Source organism: Candidatus Poriferisocius sp., from assembly GCF_965204015.1.
GTDB lineage: Bacteria > Actinomycetota > Acidimicrobiia > Acidimicrobiales > Bin134 > Poriferisocius.
In genome coordinates, this window is the sequence record NZ_OZ241965.1 from 1521888 (window position 1) to 1544081 (window position 22194).

The window sequence follows — 22194 nt, forward strand, 5'->3', positions numbered from 1 at the left end:
GGTCTACCCCGCTGCGATCATGGGGCCGCGCCCTCGCCCTCCAGGCGACGGCGGACTTCCAAATCACGGGTGTGGAGCATCAGCAAAGACACCAAGAACAACAAGCCGGAGCCGATGGCCACCAGAATACCGGGCAGGCGGAACCGGCCCAGGTTACGGCGCAAGAGCACCGAGATGACCGGCTCATCGGGGTCGATCTCCGCCGGAGGCGGGGCCTGGCCGGCTACTGGCGGGTGGTACTCCGACCGCTGCACCTGTACCACCGTGTAGTTGGTGGGATGGCGGGGCATGGTGCTGGTGATGACCTTGTTGCTGACCCGTTCCCATACTCCGTTGTTGAGCCTCTTCGGTTTGCCCCCCTGCTGGTAGGCATCCAGCACAACGAAGGTGTTGCTCTGCTCGTCGGTAGCGCCAAAGCCCAGATCGGCTTCGGCCAGATAGTCGCTGGCCGCGGTAATGGCCTCACCGGCGGCCTGGGTGGTCTGGAGGTTCCAGTCGCCCAACTCCAGCCACCCTTTACTCTCAGCATCTTCGATCAGGTCGGGGTGGACGCCCTTCAGCTCGCTTAGGGTCAGATCCTCGTTGCGGATGCGCTGCTCCTCGGCCAAGCGCTGCACCTCACACTCCAACTGCTCTTCCTTTACCGAGGTTCCGTTCGGGCTCGTCTCAAACTCGCACTCTGGAGCTTCCTCAGAACTGGCTGTCAAAAGCTTGCGGGGATCGTCTTCCTCCAAGTCATCGTTAAAGACGGTCAGATCGGTGCGGATGGCACCGGCGTCAACGGAGTCCAGTTCGGCTTTCTGGGTGCTGTTGCCCCTCACGCGGACGATCTGGATGGCCTTGGGGAGACAGTCTTGGTCGCCCAAGGTTGCGCAGACCACCGGGTTGGGCAGATCGTCAAGAATCTCTGGAGGCGGGTTGGCCTCGTTGTCAGACACCGAGGGGTTGCCGATGTGGATGGCCTGAACCTCCCAGGTGGGGCGGGCCCCCTGGAGTCCGATTCCGTACAGGGCCCACAACAGCGCCATCATCGCCGTCCAGCCGAAGATGGCCGAAATGGCGATCAGGCTCCCCAAGCGGAAGCCGGTGTTGGTGGAGATGATGAGCCACACCGATCCCATGAGGATGGCCGAACCCAGCAGCACGGTCAGCAGGCCGCGGACCTCGTTGTCGAACGAGATGGCGGCCAGCGCGCTCACTGCGGAGAGAACCGAGCCCATGCTCACAACCCCCGCTCGTAGGCCACGATGTCTTGAATCTGGTCCTCGGACAACATGCCCGGTCGGTCACTGCCGTCTTCCAGGGTGCAGAACCCATGGATAGCGCTGCGCTCACTGGAGTCCCGGTCGCCCACGCACACCCCGAAGGCCGGCATCTGGCCCCCACCGTCCCCCTGGCCGAAATTGCCGTAGCCCACGCCTTCTTGCGAGCCGATAATGACGAAGCCCACGTGGCCCTCGGCGCTATCGAACTGCCGAAGGGTGGCGCCGTTGGTGAGGTTGGGTCCGAACCCGCCGCCCCCGGGTATGTCGGCAGGAATCAAATTGCCAAGCTGGGCAATCATTTCGGCTTCTTCCAGAGAACCCTTGGTCAATTCCTCCGGACCTGCACCTGGTTCTGTCTCTGGTCCGGTGAACTGCCAGGAATCCCGCGGGGTGTGACACCGGGCACAGCCATAAACCCCGTTGTTGAACAGCAGCTCTCCCCGATCAGGGGATGCAAGATTACGTAGGTACTGCTCGCTGGCTTCGCGGAGTTCCACTTCCAGGACAGCCACTTGTCGGGCGGCCGCTTCCGCGGCGGCTTCGTCGGCCCCCGCATCCGCCACCGCTTCGTTGGCCTCATCCAGTCGGTCACTCAAATCGGAGTTGGCGGTCAGCACGTCGTCGCGCACCTGAAGGACGAGGCCGTCGAGCACCTCACCCTGCAATTCATCGGGATCAAGCTGGATGCTCTGGATGTACTGGATGAGCTCGTCCACCTGCTGGGTGGTGAGGGGGCCGCCGCCGGGGGCGCCCCACGCCTGCATGGGGGTGGGCGGCCGGCCGTAGTTGAGAATGTGGCGCACCTCTTCTTCGGAGAAGCGGTACAGCGTGGTGGTGAGCGCGGGAACATCCCACTTGATGGCAGCGATGAAATTCCCGCTGTCGTCAGTAATGGTGTGGTCGGTGTTACCGCCCAAGCCGCCACCGCCGTGGCAACTAGAACACGACTCTTCAAACAGACCAGCACCCCGGCTGGTGAACTGCCGGCGGGAGTCCTCCAAGTAACCTTGTTGGCGTCCGGGCTCGCCCAGCCAGTACAGGGGCAGGGCCACGCCGATGATGACCAAGGTGACCAGGCCACTCACCAGGGCCAGGTCCAGCTTGGAGGTCTCCAACTTCTCATCGCTCAAATAGGGCTTGCGGTTGGGGGCCAGCTCCAACTCTGAGCCCTTCTCCCCGCGTCCTGCCCACAGCACGTTGTAGATCAGGTAGATGGCGAAACCCACGATGGCGACGACCGCGATGGCCATGCCCAGATTGCGCTGGGTTGAGGCGGCAAGCAGGTGCATCAGTGCGATGCCCCCCCAAGACAGCTCGGCCCCTCAGGCTCTTGGCCGGTCGTGTTCACCCCGATGGGCGGCCCCTGGATGACGGTGCCGGTGCGGATGATGAACTCCCCCTTGGGGTTCACCGTCATGGCGAACCGGTCCATTCCTCGAGGGGCAGGCCCGCCCCGCTTCTCGCCCACCTGGTTGTACCGAGACCCGTGGCAGGGGCATTCGAACCACTGCGAGGTCAAACAGCTGGGCACCCGACACCCCAGGTGAGGGCACTTCTGGAACAGGGCGACGAGCCCCGCCTCCATGCCGGTCAACTCCGGTGCGCTGTAGGTGGCCTGGGCCTTGGGCAGAGCCGCCGCGGGATACTCGGTCACCCAGGCCCGGCCTTCGGGCAGATATAGAAAACCGTTCTCGTCCCGAATCTTGGACTTCACTTCGTCGACTAAACCGGCATTCACATCGGCACCGAAGCCGGTCACAAATGGCGGCCACAGAAACGCCACGCAAGCGGCGCCGAAGCCGCTGAGGCCCAAGCCCATCATGGCCACCGTGCTGCGGTTCAGGAATTGGCGGCGGTTCACCCCAATGGCATCGGGGTCGGGTGGAGTCCACTCCTCCACCGACGCGTCGGCTGCTTCCACCAACTCGGTTCCGGCACTCCGGCGAGCCAGCACCGCGGCCCGCTCCACCTCCCGGCCGGTGGGGGCATCGGAGGCATCCTCGATGTCCACCCTTCCACGGTCCCGTAGGCGGGTCTCCCGAGTCAGGCGACCTTCGGCCGCCATGGACTCCCGACGTCGGGCCGCGCCCACCAACACGATCACCGCGGCAACCACGATGATCGGCATGGCGATGGAGAGTGCGACACCCATAGTCAGTTCCTACAGATCGAAGAAGAGGCCGACTTCCCAGGGGAAGACGAAGTTGAAGCCGGGGCCTCGGAAGAATGAGCCGATAAGAACCAGGATCGCCCAGAACATCAGGTGGATGGTCATGAGCGAGATGGCGAACTTGCGGTCTTCGGGCTTCTTGCTGGGGTTGCGGTCAACGTAGGGGGCCAAGATCAGCAGGAACAGCGCTATGCCGGGAATGGTCACCCCGGCCACCATCGGGTGGAACATGGTGAGCAGCTCTTGGAGGCCGAGGAAGTACCAAGGGGCCTTGGACGGGTTGGGCGTCTCGTTGAAGTTGGCCAGTTCCAGCAGCGGGGCGTTCACGAAGATCGAGAAGATCAGGGTGAAGGCGGTGAAGATCAGCGCGGCCACGAACTCCACCACCAACAAGTGGGGCCACACGTGGACCTTGTCGGTGGGGGTGGCCTTGACGTCTTGGATGGAGCCCGACTTGACCACGGTGAGCAGCCGCTGGGTTCCCCCGCCCGGACCGGTGGGCTCGGGCTGGGCCGGACCAGCGGGCATCGGCGCGGTGGCCACCGCAGCGGCCGCTTGGGTGCCGCCACCGGCCGCGGCTTGATCGCGGGCCGACTTGGACCGATCCAGCAAATGATCGGGGATCTTGGGACCGCCCGAAGATTCCTCAGCGGGGGCAGCGCCAGCAGCATCGGCCGGCTCCGCCCCCGAGGATTCGGGCGCGGCCCCACTGCCGCCGCCCTTTTGGGCTTCGGCGCGCTCGCGGGCCTCTTGGGCTCGCTTCAGGAGGTGTTCGGGAACTTCAGCCATGGGCTCTCAGATCGGGCCAGAAGCGTCGTTGCGACGTCGCCTCTAGAGCGGCCCGGAAATACCTCCGTCCTTTCTCACTCGCCAGAAGTGGATGGCCATGAATATGACGATCACAAAAGGCAGCATCAGCACATGCAGCACATACCATCGCAGCAGCGTGTCGGTGCCGATCTCCACGCTTCCGAGCAGCACGAAGCGCACTTGATCGCCGAATACCGGGGTGAAGCCCATCATGTTGGTTCCCACCGTCACCGCCCACAGGGCCAACTGGTCCCAAGGGAGCAGATAACCGGTGAACGACAGCAGCAGGGTGAGGGTCAACAGGATGACGCCGATTACCCAGTTGAACTCTCGGGGCGGTTTGTAAGCCCCGTGGTAGAAGACCCGGGCCATGTGCAAGAACACGGTGATCACCATGAGGTGGGCGGCCCATCGGTGCATGTTGCGCACCAGCAGCCCGAAGGCGACCGACGTCTGGAGGATGTAGATGTCGTCCCAGGCCTGGGCCGCGGTGGGCCGGTAGAAGAACATCAAGAAGATGCCGGTCACCGTGAGCAAGATGAACAAGAAGAAGCTGAGGCCGCCCAAACACAGGGTGTAGCTGACCTTCACCGCATGGCGCTTCACCTTCACCGGGTGGAGGTGGTACAGCACGCTGTTCATGATCACGTAGCTGCGATTCCGGGGGCTGTCGCTGTATCCCTTGCGGAAAATGGACCCCGGACGGAAGATGGACGACCAGGCCTGCGACCCCTGGACATCGCTCATCATGCCGCTCATCGCCTGCTTGGCCCGCTCGCTTGCCGGTGGTCTGGGCTGCTTTGCCACTTTTCTCCCTGAGTCCTCTTATCCGTTCCGGGCCTAAGTTCTAGGTCAACCGCATGCCGTAGCCGTAGCCGTAGCTGGTCATTCGCTGATGCGGATCGCCATCGCCTCCGGGGTCGCCCAGCCGGCCCAAGGTGATCACTCCGGTGGGACACCGATCCACGCACAAAGCGCACCGGGTGCAGGCGTCCTCGTCGATGGTGAAGATCACGTGGTCGCTGGGGTCGACGCCGGGTTGTTCGGCGCCTACCGCCAGGTCGACCGCATCGGGAGCCACCATGTGGATGCACTTCCACGGGCAGATGTCCACGCAGCCCTCGCACATGATGCACTCGGACTGGTCGATGTGGATGAACTGCTTGGGCTTCACCTTGCTCTGGAGGTAGTCGTTGTCCACCTCGACCAGCACGTAGTCGTCGCGGAACTCCGGCATGGGGGGATTGGCATCACTGCTGGCCATCAGACACTCGCCCCTTCTCTCACGATCGGTCGTCCATATTCAGACTTCTCCACCTCGACCGGAGCGGTCTTGCCCCGGTTCTGCCACACCATCCAGCCGGCGACGTTCCCGGCCAAGGCCAAACCGTAGATCACCACGGCAATCACATCGCGCAATACCAGATAGGGAAGGTCAAACGGCAGGGCCCAGGAGATGATGCCCTGGTTGCCCACGTAGTAGCCCTCAATCAGCCGGTCTTTTCGCCAGCCGAGCTCGCTGTCGGCGTAAACCAGCCACTGGTGGGGCACCACGCCGTAGATCCAGAACAAAAGGAAGAAGACACCCGCGGCGGCGAACATGGCCTCGCCCCAGGTGTGGTACTTGCCCACCGGTCGGCGGCGGGCGTATTCCAAGAAGGCCACGATGCCCAGAACGGAGACCACCAGGGAGGCGGTGAGGGCCACGTTGAAGTACGGCGCCCCCAATCCCTCGTCGTACTGGTGGACGGCGATGAAGGCCCACAGCGCCAGATAGAGGACGAAGCATCCTCCCAGGGCCATGTAGAACTTGGTGACGGCGATGTCTATGGGCCTCTGAGCGGCCACGATCCTCCCCTCGTGGGTGCGGTTCGCGATTGATAGTACTCGCCTTACCCTGCACTTCTACACATCAAACTGTCTGCTGCTCGTGCCCCGTCGCATCGGCCCAAAGTCACTGTTCGCGCTGGTTAGGCCGTTAGCGTTGGGCGGGCCTAATGTGGCACGGGGCTGGCTGTGGTGCCGGCTGGGAGTAATACCGGAGGAGCGTTGGTAGAAGTACCCGAGCATCTGCTGCAACGATCGCGAGATCGTCGCAAGGACCTCGGCGCGACCACCGGCGACGAGCCCGCGGCAGAGGTTCCCCCATCGGAGACCGCGGCTGCTCCTGCGGTGGCCCAAGCCCAGGCCCCGGCGGCCGCGGCGGGACCCTCATTGCCCGAGCTCCCCGACCTGGAGCCGGATCCGGAGCCCGAGCCCCAACTGGAGCCGGTAAAGCCCTGGGTTCAGGCTGCGCTGACCCGCAAGAAGATCCCGGTCTGGGCCGTGCCGGTGCTGATCTTCCTGCCGTTCTGGGCCATCATCTTCGCCGGCACCTTGGAGTCGCCCGAGCGCGACAGCGAGATCATCGCCTTGGGCCGCGAGGTGTACGAGGGCAGCGGCGGATGCTCTGGCTGCCACGGCGCGGCGGGCGGCGGTGGGGTTGGACCCGCGCTGGTGGACGGCGAGGTAATGGCCACGTTCAACGACTGGGAAGACCATGTGATCTGGGTCATCAACGGCTCACCGGCCGAACCGGGCACGCCGTATGGCGATGACGGGGACACATCCCTGGGTGCAGACAACGGCATGCCCGCCAATGGCGAAAAGCTGAACGCCCGGGAGATTCTGGCCGTGGTCTACTTCGAGCGGGTTGAGCTGGGAGGCGCCGACGAGGCCGACCTGCACGACCTCGAAGAGCTGTTCGAAGCCGAAGAGGTCGTTCCCGAGGAGCTGAAATTCGAAATCGGGCAGACCTTCCCCAGCACGCTGCGCGGCCTGTTGGACGAAGCCGGGATCGGAGCGAGCTGACGCCTCGCCGCGACCTTCTGGTCGTGGGCGGCGGTCCTGCGGGAGCAGCCACCGCCTACTGGGCTGCCCGACACGGCCTCGACGTGGTGGTGGTGGAGCGCAAGCAGTTCCCCCGCGACAAGACCTGCGGCGACGGGCTGACCCCCCGGGCGGTCAAATCGCTCAACGACATGGGCCTGGGCGAAGAGCTCACCCGCTTTCACCGCTACGGGGGCCTGCGGGCGGTGGCCCACCGGCGAACGATGGAGTTGGCCTGGCCCCAGCACCCGGTGTTCCCCGACTACGGCTATGTGGTGCGGCGGCGGGAGCTCGACCAGATGGTGGCCGACCATGCGGTGGCTGCCGGGGCTGAGCTGCTGCTCGGCACCGAAGCCACTCGTCCGATTCTGGTCAACGGCCTGTTGGACGGCGCGGAGGTGGCGGACAAGGCCACCGGCAGCACCGGTCAGATCCGGGCCCGCTATGTGGCGGTGGCCGACGGGGCCAACTCCCGGTTCGGTCGAGCGCTGGGAACGGCCCGCGACCGGGCCTACCCCCAGGGCATGGCCATTCGCACCTATTTCGAGAGTCCGCTGCACGACACCCCGTGGATCGAGAGCGCTCTGGACATGCGGGACCGAAACGGCAACTCGCTGCCCGGCTACGGCTGGATCTTCCCGCTGGGCGACGGATGCGTGAACGTGGGCGCGGGGCTGTTGTCCACGTTCCGGGACTACACCTCGGTGAACACCTCGCATTTGATGCAGGAGTTCGCGGCCACCCTGCCCGCCTACTGGGAGATCGATCCCGACCGTCCGCTCATGGAGCCAGTGGGAGGGCGCCTGCCCATGGCCGGGTCGGTGAGCCCGAAGGTGGGGCCGAACTACCTGGTGGTGGGGGACGCAGCCGGCTCGGTGAACCCCTTCAACGGCGAGGGCATCGACTACGCCTACGAGACCGGGAAGATGGCCGCCGATTTGGTGGCCGAGGCCATCGCCACCGGCGACGGCGGGGCGATCTGGCGGTACCCGGCGCTGCTGGAGGAGAACTACGGGGCCTATTTCCGGGTGGCCCGGCTCTTCGCCCGGCTGATCGGAAAGCCCGCGCTGTTGCGGGAGCTCACCCGGGTGGGGATGCAGTCGCGCCCGGCCATGGAGTGGGCGCTGCGGATCATGGCCAACCTCATGGACCCCGACGACCCCGGCCCCGCCGAGTACATCTACAAGGCAGCGGCGAGGGCTTCGATGGCGGCGTCGCCCTGAGCCCGCTACTTCCCCAGAGCAGCGGCGAAGGGGTGAATGACAGCGTCGCCCTTGCGACTGGGCCGTCCTCCTACTGCTCCACAGCAGCGGCGAAGGCCTCCACCGTGGAGTCGATGTGGTCGTCGGTGTGGGCCAGGCTGGGGAACAGGGCCTCGTAGGGGCCGGGGGCGAAGGCCACGCCGGACTCGAGGAGGGCGTGGAACACCCGGGGGTAGACGCCGTTTTCGGCCGCGGCTTTGGCCTGGTCGAAATCGGTTGGCGCCTCATCGCAGAAGAACACCCCGAGCAGCGACCCCACCCGGGGGATGGTGCAGGCGGCCCCCGCGGCGGTGGCGGACGCGGCCATGCCGTCGGCCAAGCGGGTCGCGGTGTCGGTGAGGGTGCGGTAGGCGTCGGGGGTGAGCTGTTCCAGGGTGGCCAAACCGGCCGCGGTGGCCAGCGGGTTCCCCGACAGGGTTCCGGCCTGGTAGACGCCGCCCAGCGGAGCCAGGTGCTCCATCAGATCGGCTCGCCCGCCGAACACCCCGATGGGCAGGCCGCCGCCCACCACCTTGCCGAAGCACCACAGGTCGGGGGTCACGCCGAACCACTCGGTGGCCCCGCCGGGGGCCAAGCGGAAGCCGGTGATGACCTCGTCGAACACCAACAGGGCGCCAGCCTGGTCGCAGGCCGCTCGCAGCCCCTCCAGAAAGCCGGGAACCGGGGCCACCACTCCCATGTTGGCCGCCACCGGCTCCACCACCACCGCGGCCACCTCGTCGTCCACTGCGGGGATCTGGTTGTAGGGCGCCACCACCGTGTCGGCCACCGCACCGGGAGTGACCCCGGCCGAGTCGGCCAGCCCCTGGTTGGCCACCCCGCTGCCCCCTGCGGCCAGCAGGGCGTCGCTGTGGCCGTGGTAGCAGCCGGCGAACTTGATGATCTTGTGGCGGCCGGTAGCCCCCCGAGCCAGGCGGATAGCGGCCATGGCCGCCTCGGTGCCGCTGGAGGTGAGCCGGGTCCAGGCCATGCCCGGCACCCGGTCGCACAGCAACTCGGCCAGCAGCACTTCACGTTCGGTGGGCGCCCCGTAGCTGGTGCCGTCGGCCGCCGCCTTGGCCACCGCCTCGGTCACCGCCCGATGGGCATGGCCCAAGATGCCGGGGCCGTAACTCTGCACATAATCGATGTAGCGGCGCCCCTCCACGTCCCACACGTAAGGCCCCTCGGCCCGAGCCACAAAATACGGAGTCCCCCCCACCGACCGAAACGAGCGCACCGGAGAGTTCACCCCACCAGGAATCACCCGCCGCGCCCTCTCAAACAAACCCCGGTTCGTGACCATGACTGCGATCCTAACTATCCGACTCCCCACCGATTAGAGCGAGAATGAAGAAGCCACAAGCCAGATACGCCATCCCAACCGATGCTGCCGCCCCAAAGGACGACATCCATGTTCTGTTCTTCGCGGTCGGCGAATCACCTAGACTGGCATGCTGTGTCTCAAAGGCCCCAGCCCCAGACCATCGTCTACGTCGATGGCTTCAATTTCTATTACGGGGCACTCAAAGGCAACCCAGATCTGAAGTGGCTTGACTACCGAGAACTGGCTAGCCGTCTGTTGCGGGGACACCACGTTGGAAAGTATCCACAGGCCCAAAGAATGGAGGGTCTGACGCGCAGAAACCCGCCGAAGCGGGTTCCTGCTGGGCCTAGCCCCTCGACAGAGAACTAGGTGGTTCGCTCTTAGTCTAAGTCGCCGATCACATTTTTCAAGTCAACTTGTGCGGAGGTCGGTTTGGGTGTGCCCGTGCTCACGGCGGTCTCGTCGTCTATGTCCAACATCTCCTAGCTTCATCCGATCCGCCTAAACCCCGAGAAGTTCAAAGCAACACCTGACGATCCCTCTCGGTCACCGCCGGATGGGCATGGCCCAAGATGCCGGTTGCCTTATGCGGCTTGGTCTAGTCGCTTTTTGAGGCGGGCCACGATTTTTGCTCGGGGGAGCCCCGTCTGGGAGAAGCCTGCGGGTTTAGGTGTAGAGGAATTTGAGGGTGGGGTGGTTGTTGAGGGGTGTGGTGTCTGCGATGTTGTTGTGGGTGATGTCGAGGAACCAGAGGCGGGGGAGTTGGGCGAGGGGGGAGATGTCGGTGATGTTGTTGTGGGCGAGGCGGAGGTCGGTGATCTGTGTGAGCGGGGCGAGGGGGGAGATGTCTGCGATTTGGTTTTGGGTGAGGCGGAGTATAGAGATTTGTGTGAGCCCTGAGAGGTGTTGGATGTTTGCGATGTGGTTGTGGGACAGGGTGAGGCGTTTGAGGTTTGTGAGGCCGGCGATGGGTTCGAGGTTTGAGATTTGGTTGGAGGAGGCGCTGAGGCGTTGGAGTTGGGTGCGGTTGCGGAGCGGTTCGAGGCTTTGGATGCGGTTGATGTCGATGAACAGGGTTTTGAGTTGGGGCAGTTGGGGGAGGTCGGCGATGTCGGCGAGGTCGTTGAGGATCAAGTTGAGGTGCTCGAGGCGGCGAAGGCCCGCAAGGGGGGCGAGGCTTTGGATGCGGTTGGATTGGAGGTCGAGCTCGCGCAGCTCGGCGAGCGCTGAGATGGGGGCGAGGTCTGTGATGTGGTTGCCGGGCAGCTCGAGGGTTCGAAGGGCGGTGGCGTGTTGGAGGCCGTCGAGGCTGCGGATCGGGTTGGGGTCGTTTCGGCGGGCGGCTCGTTTGAGGGTTCGTAGCCCGGCGAGTTGTTCGGCGGTGGGCTGCTGGTCGGGGCGCAGGCCCAGCGCGTTCTGCACCGCGGCGAGAAGCGACGCGTCCGCGATCAGCGAAGGCACGAGGCTCTGGGGGCGGGCATGCACGGTCCCGCCGAGCGCGTCGAGGGGCGACAGATCGGCGATGAGGTTGTAGCGCACGTCCAGATAGCCCAACCCCGACAAGCCGCCCAGCGTGTTCGCGGCGGAGATCTGGTTGCCGTCGGCCCACAGCACGCGAAGGCCCGACAGGCCCGACAGGGGGGAGGTGTCGGCGATGTCGTTGTCGAACAAATACAGCGCCCCCAGCGCTGTGAGGCCGCCCAGCGCCGACACATCCGAGACGCCGTTGCCGCCCAGACCCAGCGACGTCAAACCGGCCAGGCCCCGCAAAGGCGAGACATCGGAGACCTCGTTGAACGACACGTCCAAACCGGCCAGACCCACCAGACCCGACAGCGCCGAGACATCGGAGACCTCGTTGGCGTGCAGCCGCAAAGACCGCAACCCCACCAGACCCGACAGCGCCGACACATCGGCGATGTTGTTGCCGCCCAGCCCCAAAGACGTCAAACCGGCCAGGCCCCGCAACGGCGACACGTCGGAGACGCGGTTGCCGCCCAGTTCCAGCGATACCAAGCCCCGCAGACACGACAGCGGGCCCAGGTCGGCCACGTCATGGCCATACAGGTCCAGCACCCGCAGGCCCGAGGCGTGCTCGAGCCCCGACAGATCCGACACCCGCCCCCCGCCGACAGGCACCACGAGCTCGCCGAGCGCGCCCAGCTCCGCTGCGGTCACGGCGTCGCCGGCCGCCTTGCCCAGAGCCCGCTCGATCCCCGCCCGCAGCGCCGCGTCGCCGACCGCCACCGCCCCTGAGCCGCCGGTCGCCTCAGGGCAGGCGAACCCCCCGCCGCCGGGCCCCGCCACCGCGCCCGGCGCACCGCCCTGCTGCGCGCCGGCTGGGGGCGGCCCGACAGCGGTGTCGGGCAGCGGGTAGGCCCGGGCCGGGGGAATATGGCCGCGGGGGCGGGGCTCTTCCTGTTCCTCGAGCAGGAGCCGCTCCTCCTCCAACAGGCGCCGCCGCTCTTCCTCGAAGCGCTGTTGTTGTTCAGAGTCGGCTTCGGAGCCCCCGGCCTGCCCGCCGACACCGCCGGGCCCTGCGCCGGTGCCGCTGGTTTGGGGACGCGGCGGCTGCGGCCGGGCGACGGTCACCACGTAGCGGGCCGCGGCGGCCCCGATGCGCGAACCGGAGATCCCCGCGGGGATCTCTCGGCGGACCCAGACCCAAACGGTGTGCGGCCCCGCGGGCTCCAACTCGGGAGAGCGGGCCCCCCAGCACACCGCGGCCTGACCGGTGGTGATGGCGCACGTGTGGTGTTCGTTGGCGGACACAGCGGTGAACCTGCCTGCCGGGGCGTCCGACTGGCCGTAGCGGTTGGAGCCCCAGCACACCACGCCGGAGTCGCCGGCTTCGATGGCGCAGGAGTGGTAATCGCCGGCGGACACTGCGGTGAATTCGCCTGCCGGGGCGTCCGACTGGCGAGAGTTGTTGTCGCCCCAGCACACGACGCCGGAGTCGCCGGCCTTGATGGCGCACGAGTGCGAACTGCCGGCGGACACTGCGGTGAACTGGCCAGCCGGGGCGTTCGACTGGCCGTTGGAGTTGGAGCCCCAGCACGCTGCGCTCCGGTCGGCCTTGATGGCGCACGAGTGCGAACTGCCGGCGGACACTGCGGTGAACTGGCCGGTCGGCGCGGCGGTTTCACCGTTGTGGTTCCTGCCCCAGCACACCGCGGTGTGGTCGGTCTTGATGGCGCAGGAGTGCAACCAGCCGGCGGACACTGCGGTGAATCTGCCTGCCGGGGCGTTCGACTGGCCGTTGGAGTTGGAGCCCCAGCACACCGCGCTCTGGTCGGTCTTGATGGCGCACGAGTGGTGCCCGCTAGCGGACACTGCGGTGAACTGGCCTGCCGGGGCGTTCGACTGGCCGTCGTCGTTGCCTCCCCAGCACGCCGCGCTGCCGCCGGCCCGGATTCCGCACGAATGGTTATTCCCAGCTGCTATCGAAGCGAACAGCCCCGACGGCGCGTCCTGCTGCCCCCAAGCATCAGCTCCCCAGCACACCGCCGCACCGCCAGATCTCACCCCGCACGAAAAGCCGGAACCGGCCGACACCGAGGTGAACGGCCCCGTCGGCGAGACAGCCTCGCCGGCGTAGTTGCCGCCCCAGCACACCGCGCTCTGGTCGGCCTTGACCCCGCAGGAGTGCCAAGTGCCCGCCGACACCGCGGCGAACTGGCCCGACGGGGCAGAGCTCCTCGAATCGCGGAGCCCCCAGCACACCGCGCTCTGGTCGGCCTTGATCCCGCAGGAGTGAGAGGTGCCCGCCGACACCGCGGTGAACGACCCCGACGGCGCGTCGGCCTGGCCGCGGCTGTTGTCGCCCCAGCACACCGCTGTCTGGTCAGTTTTGACGGCGCAGGTGTGGTTACGGCCTGCGGACACTGCGGTGAACCTGCCGGCTGGCGCGTCGGCTTTGCCGCGGTCGTTTTCGCCCCAGCACACCGCGCTCTGGTCGGCCTTGACGCCGCAGGAGTGAGAGGTGCCCGCCGACACCGCGGTGAACTTGCCGGCCGGCGCGTCGGCCTGGCCATGGGGGTTGGAGCCCCAGCACACCGCAGCCCCGTCGCTCCTCACCGCGCAGGCATGGCCCCAGCCAGCCGACACCTGGGCGAACGACCCAGAAGGGGTTCGATTCCGGACAGACGAGTACCGGCCCCAACAAGCCACCTCGCCGCCGGTCTTGATCCCACACGAGTTCAAACCACCGGCATCGACCGACACGAACCCCCCATCAGAGCTGAGGGCGATCTGGTGTCCGAGGGTGTCGGGGTCGGCGTCGGGGGGCGAGGTGGACGCGGCGCCGCCGGTCGCGGTGGGCGACACGGTGATCTGGTTCCAGTGGGCCGGGGCGGTTGTTTTGTAGTCGCCGGTCTCGGGGTCGAACTCGGGGTCCAGTTCCAGCTCGGTGCAGGGATCGGTCACAAGACAGTCCGGCCCGTAGAGCCGCAGCGACTCCAGGCGGGGCGACTCGACGGTTTGGATGCTGTAGACGCTCTCTTCGCCGTAGCCCCACAGCGACTTGACGGTGACCTTGATCACCCTGTCAGACGGCAGGCGGACCTGGTGGCCCGATGCAACAGGGTCCGAATCGGGCAGCGACACCGCCACCACATCAGTGGCTGCCGCGGTCCACCCCAGCGTGGCAGTGCCCCGAGGCGCCTCGACGACGTAGGCCAAGGTGCCGGCATCGAACAGTGCCGACAGCAGATCCGTCCCCGCCGGATCGGCCAAGGAAATCTCCTCCAAATCCGCGGTCGACCCCTGTCCGGCGCTGTGGTCGCCCCAGCACACCACCCGTCCGGTGTTCCGCAGGCCGCAGGTGTGCCGCCAGCCCGCGGACACCTGCACGAACCGGCCCGGGGGAGCGTCGGTCTGGCCATGGGCGTTGTCGCCCCAGCAGCGGACCTCGCCACCGAAAGCGAGGGTCGATATCCCCGACGAGTTCACCTGCTCGAGCGCGCAGGCATGGCTATAGCCGGCGCTGACCTCGTAGAACCCCGGCTCGCCGTCGGCAGACGGCGCACCAGCAACCACAGCTGCCGCACCCCAGCACGCGACGTTCCCGTCGTCAGCCGTCACCGCGCAAGTGTGCGACCCGCCCGCGCTCACATCGCTGAAGTCGCCTCCGGGCGCTTTCGCCTTGACGGGGGTGTTTTCGGGGGTGTTTTCGTCCCAGCACACCGCGGTCGCGTTTGCCCGCAGGCCGCACCAATGGTCCCAGCCCCCCGAGATGCCAGTGAACCGGCCCTCGGGGACGCCGGCCATGCGCACCCCCGTCCGGTTGTGCCAGCACACCGCCTCGCCCCCAGGGCGCAGCCCGCAGGTGTGCGACTGCCCGGCCGCCACTTCGGTGAACGCCCCCTGCGGCGCGAACCTCGACACCCGCGAGTCCACTCCCGACCAGCACAGCACCGTGCCCCGCTCGTCGCCGGGCCCGAGCGGCCGCAAACCGCACCCGAAGCCGAGCGGGCCCACCGGCGCAGAGATCTGCGAGAACGCCTGGCCCACGGGCACCGCTGCGACCAGGTCCCCGTCGCCCCAGCACCGAACCGCCCCATTGGCGAACAGCCCGCACGAGAACGCACCCCCCGCCGCAACCGACGTGAACCCGCCCAGCTGCCCCGGAACCCGCTGAGCGCCCAGAATCTTGCCCAGTTCGTCCACCGCCCCCAGCGGATTCACGATCCCGTGGCCGAACTCGTCGTCGCGGCCCGGGCTGCCCTCATCGTCAGCCGACCGCTCCAAAGCGGCCCGCACCTGGCCCGGAGTCGCCTCGGGGTGGCGGTTCAGCATGTGGGCCACCACCCCCGACACGAACGGCGCCGCCATAGACGTGCCTCCCTTGAACCCGACCCGGTGCCCGCAGTCTTGGGGCATATGATCGGTTTGTCGCCTCAAAGCCGTCCCAGACGCGCACTCGGCGGGCGGGTTGTTGAGGCCGCACTCCAGCGGCTTCCACTGGTCGTCGGCGCCGTCGCCGTTGGTGTCTTCGGCCTCGCACGCCGCCAGCAGCACCGTCGACAGGATATTCCCGCCGGGTGCGGCGATGTCCACAAGCTTGTTGGCGGTGCTCGACGCCGACCGGGAGCCGCTGTGGGCGACGTTGGCCACCGCGATCACCGGGCCGTCGCGATACACCGGCTCTGCGCCCACCGCATCGACCAGCACCTTGGAGAAAGCAGCCGGCAGCTGCTCGGCGTTGCGCACTGGGCAATCATTGGCTTTCCAGTTCGAGCCGCCGCAGTTGCCCGCCGACGCGACGGCGACTGCGCCGAGCATCGACGCGGTGCGAAGCACCGTCTCGTAGGCATCCGCCTCCTCGTCCTCGAGGTCTATGTCTATGCCGCCGGCGTCGAGACCTTCCGTGTTGTGGCGGGCGGTGCCCGCGAACGACATGTTGATGACCCGCGCCCCCCGGTTCACCGCCTCGGCCACCGCGGCGGGCGGCGACAGCGGCCCCGGGCTGGCCTTGCAGGTGTTCCCCTTCAACTTGACGCTGACCGGCAGGATCCGCGCGTCGGGGGCCACGCCCGCGACATGGGCACCGTTGTCGGCCTGCGCGGCCACGATCCCCGCCACATGGGTGCCATGGCCGTGGGGGTCTTCGCCGTGGCAGCCGCCCGCCCAGTACGAAGCGAGCTGATTCCGCAGATCCGGATGTGTCACGTCCACCCCGGTATCCAACACCGCCACCGTCACCGGATTGCCCGGCAGCCACCCCTGCCACAAACCGTCCTTTGCCACGAACAGGTCCCCCTGATTGTCCAATTCGAACTCCCCAGTGATGTCGGGAGTGAGGTGCCATTGCCCGCAGCAGGCGCCGTTGCTTGGGTCTGGCTTGTGGTTGTCGGTTGTGTCGTCGTAGTGGGCGGTGTCGTCGTCGTTGCCGTCTTTGTCGTGGTCGGGGGTGTAGCCGTGGGCGGGCTCGGACACGGCGAAAACGGTGGGGTCTGAAGCGAGCAGGTCGCGCACCTGACCGATGGTTCTTCCGGCGAGGTCGGCGTACTCGACGAGCAGGCAGCCGCCGGCGATGCGGACAACCTCGGCCACCGTCAGCTCCGCATCCGGATCGCCGAGGTCGGCGGGCGGGGCGACGATGGTGATGCCGGCTGCATCTAGGGCGGGGGCGGCGGCGCAGTCGGCCCGGCCCGGCGTGATCGTGGCGGCGGCCTGACCGAGGCGCTCGAGGTCGATGTCAGAGCGCGTCGGGGCGGTGAACGGGTCGAACACCGGCTCGACGGCTTCGGGTTCGGCTGCGAAGTCGGGTACGGCGACCTCGAAGCTCGCCGACCACTCAGACAAACCCCAGGGGTTGCGGGCCCGCACCGCGAACCAATACGACCCCAGATCCTGCGGCAGCCCGGCCACCACCGCCGAGGGCCCGTCGAACTCCGCAGCCACGCCGCCCGCAGGCTCGCGCTCTGACAACAGCGCCCACCCGCCGGGGCTGCGCCACATCACCTCATAGCCGGACGCGCCCGCCGCGTCGTCCCACTCCAGCCACACCGCGCCGGGCACCGCCCACTCGCCGCCCGCCGAAAAACCCCCGCCCAGAACCGGCGCCGAACCAACAGCGCCGCCGTCTACACCAGCAGCGCTGGCCGGACCCGCCGCCCCGGACTCAAACGCCGAGAGTGCCGAGAGCGCCGAAGACGCCGGAAATACCGCGGATGCGGGGGGGGGGGGATGACTGCGGGCCCTCGCCGGGCGGAGCCTGCGCCGACACCGGCACCACCACACCCGCCGACAACACCGCGACCGCGAGAACAAAACGAGCAGCCGCCCGCTTGCGCCGCCCAAACAGCCCGACACCTCTTCGACACAACACGCTCATAGCCGGCGCAGATGCTGGCCACTCCAACCTGCCGCCGTCAAATCGCGGGCCGGGCCGCGCGAAACCGGGGCCGCTCACTCCAAGGGGGTAGGCATCCAATCGTCTTCATACCACCCGATATAGCGGGTGTGCCCGTATTCCCCGTCGTGGTCGTGGCCCCAGCACACCGCGTCGCCTCCGGCGCGGATCGCGCAGGCGTGGTGGCGGGCCACGGCGACTTGGGTAAACTCTCCGCCGGGCGGCGCGATCGGCCCGGTCGAGGGGGCGTTGTTAAGCGCGGCGAAGTCCCCCCAGCATCCCAGGGTGTGGTCGGCGCGGATCGCGCACCCCGATCCGTTGGGGCCCACCGCCACGTCTGAGAACTCTCCGTCGAACCCCTCGCCCAGATCGAGGGGCTGTTGTGTGTAGGTGTGCCAGCACATCAGCGACCCGTCGGCAGATCCGACGCCGCAGCCGTGGCTGCCGCCGACCGACGCCGCGGCCAGCGGCCCGGCGTCGGCAGGCTGCTGGGGCGAAACGGCGTGCTCCCAGCACGCGACCTCCCCGGTTTTTGCCACGATGCCGCACGGGCCCCGGGCGTCGAGGGCCGCGAACCCCGCCGCCGGGACGGCCATCCCAACCCACCCGGGCACATCGGCGACATAACGCCAGCCCGGAGCAGCTTCTTGATCTTGTACGCCACCGACCCACCCGGGCACATCGGCGACATAACGCCAGCAGCCGACAGCGCCATCGGCCCCAAGCCCGCACACCACGCCGTCGCCATACAGACTCGACACCGACACTGACACATACCTGCCGCCGGGCACCTCCACCGGACCCCGATCCCACTGGGGGAACCAGCACACCGCGACGCCGTCGGCCCCGAGCCCGCACACCATGTCCCCATACGCCGAAACCTCGACGAGGCCCGCACCCGAGGCCGGATCAGACGGGCCTGCCCCGACCGCCCCATCCGGGTCCGCGTCGGGCGCCAAGACGTGCCCCCATCTGGAGCCCCGGCAGGCCACTGCGCCGTCAAGGCGCAGCCCGCACACAAACCTGTTGCCCACCGCCACCTGGGTGAACAGGTCCCCGAGGAACGGCGCCGGCGACCGGTCTCCCCAGCACACCACCTCCCCGTCGACGCGGACCCCGCAAGTGTTGTCAGACCCAGCAGCCACTTGCACGAACTCGCCCGCAGGCGGATCGGCCTTGCCCCGGAAATTGTCGCCCCAGCACACCACCTCCCCGCCCTCATCCCCATCGCCGCGAATCCCGCACGCCTGGTTGGTCCGGCCTGCGCCCACAGTCAGCTGAGAGAACAATTCCCCCAGAGGCTGTTCAACCCACCCCGCTTGGGAATGGCGCAAACTTGTGCACACTGCCTCTCCGCCGGGACGCAGCCCGCACCCGAGCCCGCCCGGAGCGGCCACATCCACAAAACTGCCCTCGAGCTGCCAAGCCCCCACACCGCCGAGCAAATCCGAACCCTCCCCCGACACAAGCCGGGCCCAGCACCCGAACCCCGCCCCAGAGCGCACCCCGCACACCTGGCCGTCCCCCACCACCAAACCAGACAACCCGCCCGGCACCCCCACATCAGCCCAACGCCGCCCACCCCAACACGCCACCGACCCGTCCCCCCGCAAACCGCACACCCCTGCCGGGCCCGCGGCGATGTCCACGAACCCCTCCCCAGGCTGATCGGGGCTAGAGCGCAACTCCCACACCAGCGGATAACCGCCATCGTCCACCGCGACCGCCACCGCATCGCCCAACCCCAAAAACTCCTGGCCCCAGCACACCACAACCCCATCGAAGCGCAAACCGCACGCATGCTCCCCCCCGATATAGCCGGTATACCAAGGCCAGTCGTTGGGGCGCACACCGTAGTCGTCGTCGCCCTCGCTGCTCCACAGCTCCACCTGGGAGAACTCCCACTGCACCGGCGCGCCCCTCACCACCCTCCACCACCACGCCGACTCCGCCGACTCCTCGCCCCAGCACACCAACTCCCCGCCAACGCGGACCCCGCAACTCGCCAACGTGCTCACCGCAATATCGACAAACACCCCGCCCGGCGCATCCAAACGCCCCAAACCCGGATACCACTTGACAAACTCCGACACCACCGGCTCAGGCCCCACCGTCGCCCCAACACCGCCACCAGGCTCCACCGGCTCAGGCCCTACCGGCCCGCCCGAAGACCCTCCGCCGCCCGCGCAACCACCGGCAACCACCGCCAACACCACCACCGCGACCAGCCAAACCCGGCGCCTACCCGAACGCAACCACATCATACCCACTAACCAAACACACCGCGACCATCACTTCTCGATCCTAACCAGCCGCCAAACCCCCATTCCCACAGCACCCGGTTGGTGGCCTGGTGGTCCCTGGGAGGTGCATTTGTGGTGCGGCTTGGGCTGGGGCGGCCAGCACGGAGGAGGCCAGCAACCCTGCGGCCAACGCCGCGGCGGCGAGGGGCCGGTTTCTGGTCGTCGTCGTTGTCTTTTGGGATGCCGGGGCGGTTTCTTTTGGCTGTTTGGGCGGTTGTGGCGGGGTATGCGTGGGGGTTTGGTTTGGTCTGTTCATTCGAGTCCTTCGATCTCTTATCGGGCTGATGGCTCGGCGGTTACGGTGTAGTACGAGCCGGCGGGCCCCCAGCAGGCCAGGGTTTTGTCGGTTCGGATCGCGCACGCGTGGTCGTTGCCGACTGCGATTTCGGTGAACTGGCCGCTGGGGGCGTCCAGCAGCATTTGGCGCTCTTCGAGTGCTTGAGGGTGGTAGGTGTGCGACCTGTTGTCCCAGCAGGCCAGAGATGCGTCGGTTGCGATGGCGCAGAAGCCGCTGGAGTTGGACGCCTCGATGTGGGTGTAGGCGCCGGGGGGCGCTTTTGTGGGCAGGCCGGATCGGTTCTCCCAGCACGCGATGGACGAGTCGGCCCGGCGGATGCCGCAGGTCTCCAGCCGGCCGTGGGCGGCGCGGGCCAGCGGCCCGGTCCCGTCGGGGGGCAGGTCGCGGTGTACGTGGGCGCGGCACTCGATCTGGCCGCCTGGGCGAAGGCCGCAGCCCCCTCCGAGGCGGGCCCACTCCACGTCGTGGGCGGTCAGATCGTCGGACTCCGACCAGCACAGCAGCGACGCGTCGGCGAGCAGGCCGCAAAAGCTCCCGCGGCCGCGTTGGCCGGTCGCGGTGATCTGGGTGAACTCGCCCGGCGGCGACCAAACGGCGCTGTTGTTGTCTTGGGCGGCTTTGTCGGCGGGCGCCCCCCAGCAGGCCACAGCCCCGCCGGCTTCCAGCGCGCAGGCCCTGGACTCGGCTACCGCCACCGCGGCGAAACCCGCCCCGTCGGGCTTCGCCGCCATCCAGCCCATCGGCCCGACATCATCCCAGCCGCCCCCTCCCCGGTGGTCCCAGCAGGCCACGGCGGTGTCGGCGCGGACACCGCAGGCATAGGCCCCGTTCCCGGCGTACACCGCCACCTGGGCGAACTCGCCGGCGGGCCGCTCCCAGTCGCCTGGCCCGCTGTTCGCACCGCGGCCGGGCCGCTCTCCCCAGCACTGCGCCCCGCCGCCGACGCGCAGCGCGCACACGACGCCGCCGCTGGCCGAGATCTGCTCAAAGGGCCCAACCCTATCCGTGTCGACAACATCGACGCCTGTCCCCCTGCACACCGCGTCGCCGTCGGCGCTGAGCACGCACACCCCCGGATTCGCAACCGAGACATCGAGGTACTTGAACTCGATCCCAAGCTCCCTCCTCAAATTGACCCCGACTCCCAGCGGGTAATACCCGCTCCAGCACTCCAGCTCGCCGCGGCCGCTCACCGCGCACCCGACCGCCCCCGCCTCCGACACCTTCTCGAACACCCTGACCCTCAAACGGCTCGCCAAGTCGCCACTCCAGAGGTCTCCCCAGCACACCAGCTCGCCGCCGACGGTCAGCCCGCACACCCGCAATTTCGCGGTCACCTGGGAGAACTCCCCGTCGGGCACCTCCAGCCAATCGCTGCCCTCGGCGACAAAGCACTGCACCTCTCCGCCGACGCGCACCGCGCATTTCACACCGGTAGACCAGGAGGCAGTCACATCCACAAACTCGCCTTCTGGCCTGAAGCCGGAAGGCAAGCCGGAAGGCCAGCACGCCAAAGAGCCGTCCACCTCCAACGCGCACCCGTTGGCTCCGTCACCCCAGATCCGGGCGAACTCCCCCACCGGAAGCCCGCGCCCCCGCTCCTCGCCCCAGCACACCAGCTGGCCGCCGACGCGCACCCCGCAAGCGGAGTAATCGGACACAGACACGCTCTCGAACTCCCCCGCCGGATGCCTCATCACCGCCCATGTAAACCACACCTGATAATCGCCATAATCCATCCCCGCATCCGGCTCCGCGGCCCCGCCGCCATCGAGAGCACCTGCGCCTGCGGGGTCTGGAAGCCCGGCGGCAGGCACACCGGCCCCCGCATCCGGCTCGCCGGTCCCGGCCCGAGGAGCCGGGGTGAGGCCAAAAGACTGCGGCCCCGACGCTTCGCCGGCCACGGGATCGGGGCTGCCGCCGGCGCAGCCAGCCAGCGCGAGACCACAGACCAAAGCTCCTGCCAGCAGCCCCCGAAACAGCCCCCGCGGCCTCGGAGCCTTGCCGCGCCGGCCGCCCGCGCCCAGCAGGCAGGGGTGCAGGGCCCCTCCGTCCCG

General features: G+C 67.8%; 14 protein-coding genes. 2 read left to right on the plus strand and 12 right to left on the minus strand.

Annotated elements, in window-relative coordinates; all coding sequences use genetic code 11:
- Positions 1 to 17: 17 nt before the first annotated feature.
- The 7 genes from ACOGJC_RS06675 to ACOGJC_RS06705 all read right to left on the minus strand — a co-directional run bounded on the left by ACOGJC_RS06675 (position 18) and on the right by ACOGJC_RS06705 (position 6093).
- Positions 18 to 1226, minus strand: coding sequence for a hypothetical protein (locus ACOGJC_RS06675; RefSeq protein WP_419847730.1), 1209 nt, complete (start codon positions 1224 to 1226; stop codon positions 18 to 20).
- Positions 1223 to 2554: a c-type cytochrome gene (locus ACOGJC_RS06680; protein ID WP_419847731.1), complete on the minus strand. Its 1332-nt coding sequence runs from the start codon at positions 2552 to 2554 to the stop codon at positions 1223 to 1225. The genes ACOGJC_RS06675 and ACOGJC_RS06680 overlap by 4 nt, the downstream gene beginning before the upstream one ends.
- Positions 2554 to 3417, minus strand: a complete 864-nt coding sequence (locus ACOGJC_RS06685; protein ID WP_419847732.1) for a ubiquinol-cytochrome c reductase iron-sulfur subunit — start codon at positions 3415 to 3417, stop codon at positions 2554 to 2556. The genes ACOGJC_RS06680 and ACOGJC_RS06685 overlap by 1 nt, the downstream gene beginning before the upstream one ends.
- Before the next feature lie 9 nt (positions 3418 to 3426).
- Positions 3427 to 4224, minus strand: a complete 798-nt coding sequence (locus ACOGJC_RS06690; protein WP_419847733.1) for a menaquinol-cytochrome c reductase cytochrome b subunit — start codon at positions 4222 to 4224, stop codon at positions 3427 to 3429.
- Positions 4225 to 4266: 42 nt separating this feature from the next.
- Positions 4267 to 4995 carry a selenite/tellurite reduction operon b-type cytochrome ExtP gene (gene extP, locus ACOGJC_RS06695; RefSeq protein ID WP_419848207.1) on the minus strand — a complete coding sequence of 243 codons (729 nt, stop codon included), beginning with the start codon at positions 4993 to 4995 and terminating at the stop codon, positions 4267 to 4269.
- 97 nt (positions 4996 to 5092) lie between these two features.
- Complete coding sequence (locus tag ACOGJC_RS06700) at positions 5093 to 5509, minus strand: NADH-quinone oxidoreductase subunit I (protein WP_419847734.1); 417 nt, start codon at positions 5507 to 5509, stop codon at positions 5093 to 5095.
- Positions 5509 to 6093: a hypothetical protein gene (locus tag ACOGJC_RS06705; RefSeq protein WP_419847735.1), complete on the minus strand. Its 585-nt coding sequence runs from the start codon at positions 6091 to 6093 to the stop codon at positions 5509 to 5511. Before ACOGJC_RS06705 ends, ACOGJC_RS06700 begins: the two co-directional genes overlap by 1 nt.
- A 201-nt stretch (positions 6094 to 6294) precedes the next feature.
- Here ACOGJC_RS06705 and ACOGJC_RS06710 point away from each other — a divergent pair, with 201 nt between their 5' ends.
- Positions 6295 to 7095, plus strand: coding sequence for a hypothetical protein (locus ACOGJC_RS06710; RefSeq protein WP_419847736.1), 801 nt, complete (start codon positions 6295 to 6297; stop codon positions 7093 to 7095).
- Positions 7096 to 7118: 23 nt separating this feature from the next.
- Entirely contained in the window at positions 7119 to 8336 is a 1218-nt protein-coding gene (locus tag ACOGJC_RS06715) for a geranylgeranyl reductase family protein (protein WP_419847737.1), read from the plus strand.
- A 70-nt stretch (positions 8337 to 8406) separates the two neighbouring features.
- Here ACOGJC_RS06715 and hemL read toward each other — a convergent pair whose 3' ends face one another.
- The 5 genes from hemL to ACOGJC_RS06740 all read right to left on the minus strand — a co-directional run bounded on the left by hemL (position 8407) and on the right by ACOGJC_RS06740 (position 22092).
- Entirely contained in the window at positions 8407 to 9660 is a 1254-nt protein-coding gene (hemL, locus tag ACOGJC_RS06720; protein WP_419847738.1) for a glutamate-1-semialdehyde 2,1-aminomutase, read from the minus strand.
- A gap of 687 nt (positions 9661 to 10347) precedes the next feature.
- A complete protein-coding gene (locus ACOGJC_RS06725; protein WP_419847739.1) occupies positions 10348 to 17202 on the minus strand; it encodes a leucine-rich repeat domain-containing protein in 6855 nt (2284 codons plus the stop codon).
- Positions 17203 to 17305: 103 nt separating this feature from the next.
- A complete protein-coding gene (locus tag ACOGJC_RS06730) occupies positions 17306 to 17518 on the minus strand; it encodes a hypothetical protein (RefSeq protein ID WP_419847740.1) in 213 nt (70 codons plus the stop codon).
- A gap of 74 nt (positions 17519 to 17592) precedes the next feature.
- Positions 17593 to 19800: an RCC1 domain-containing protein gene (locus ACOGJC_RS06735; protein WP_419847741.1), complete on the minus strand. Its 2208-nt coding sequence runs from the start codon at positions 19798 to 19800 to the stop codon at positions 17593 to 17595.
- Between the two features lie 312 nt (positions 19801 to 20112).
- The gene (locus tag ACOGJC_RS06740) at positions 20113 to 22092 is read right to left on the minus strand and encodes a hypothetical protein (protein ID WP_419847742.1); all 1980 of its coding nucleotides are present in this window, start codon (positions 22090 to 22092) and stop codon (positions 20113 to 20115) included.
- Positions 22093 to 22194: the final 102 nt, after the last annotated feature.

Coding starts and splice junctions, on each gene's coding strand:
- extP (WP_419848207.1), bottom strand. CDS start 4,995: ATGATGAGCGATGTCCAGGGGTCGCAGGCCTGGTCGTCCATCTTCCGT.
- hemL (WP_419847738.1), bottom strand. CDS start 9,660: ATGGTCACGAACCGGGGTTTGTTTGAGAGGGCGCGGCGGGTGATTCCT.
- ACOGJC_RS06685 (WP_419847732.1), bottom strand. CDS start 3,417: ATGGGTGTCGCACTCTCCATCGCCATGCCGATCATCGTGGTTGCCGCG.
- ACOGJC_RS06730 (WP_419847740.1), bottom strand. CDS start 17,518: ATGAGCGTGTTGTGTCGAAGAGGTGTCGGGCTGTTTGGGCGGCGCAAG.
- ACOGJC_RS06690 (WP_419847733.1), bottom strand. CDS start 4,224: ATGGCTGAAGTTCCCGAACACCTCCTGAAGCGAGCCCAAGAGGCCCGC.
- ACOGJC_RS06700 (WP_419847734.1), bottom strand. CDS start 5,509: ATGGCCAGCAGTGATGCCAATCCCCCCATGCCGGAGTTCCGCGACGAC.
- ACOGJC_RS06735 (WP_419847741.1), bottom strand. CDS start 19,800: ATGATGTGGTTGCGTTCGGGTAGGCGCCGGGTTTGGCTGGTCGCGGTG.
- ACOGJC_RS06680 (WP_419847731.1), bottom strand. CDS start 2,554: ATGCACCTGCTTGCCGCCTCAACCCAGCGCAATCTGGGCATGGCCATC.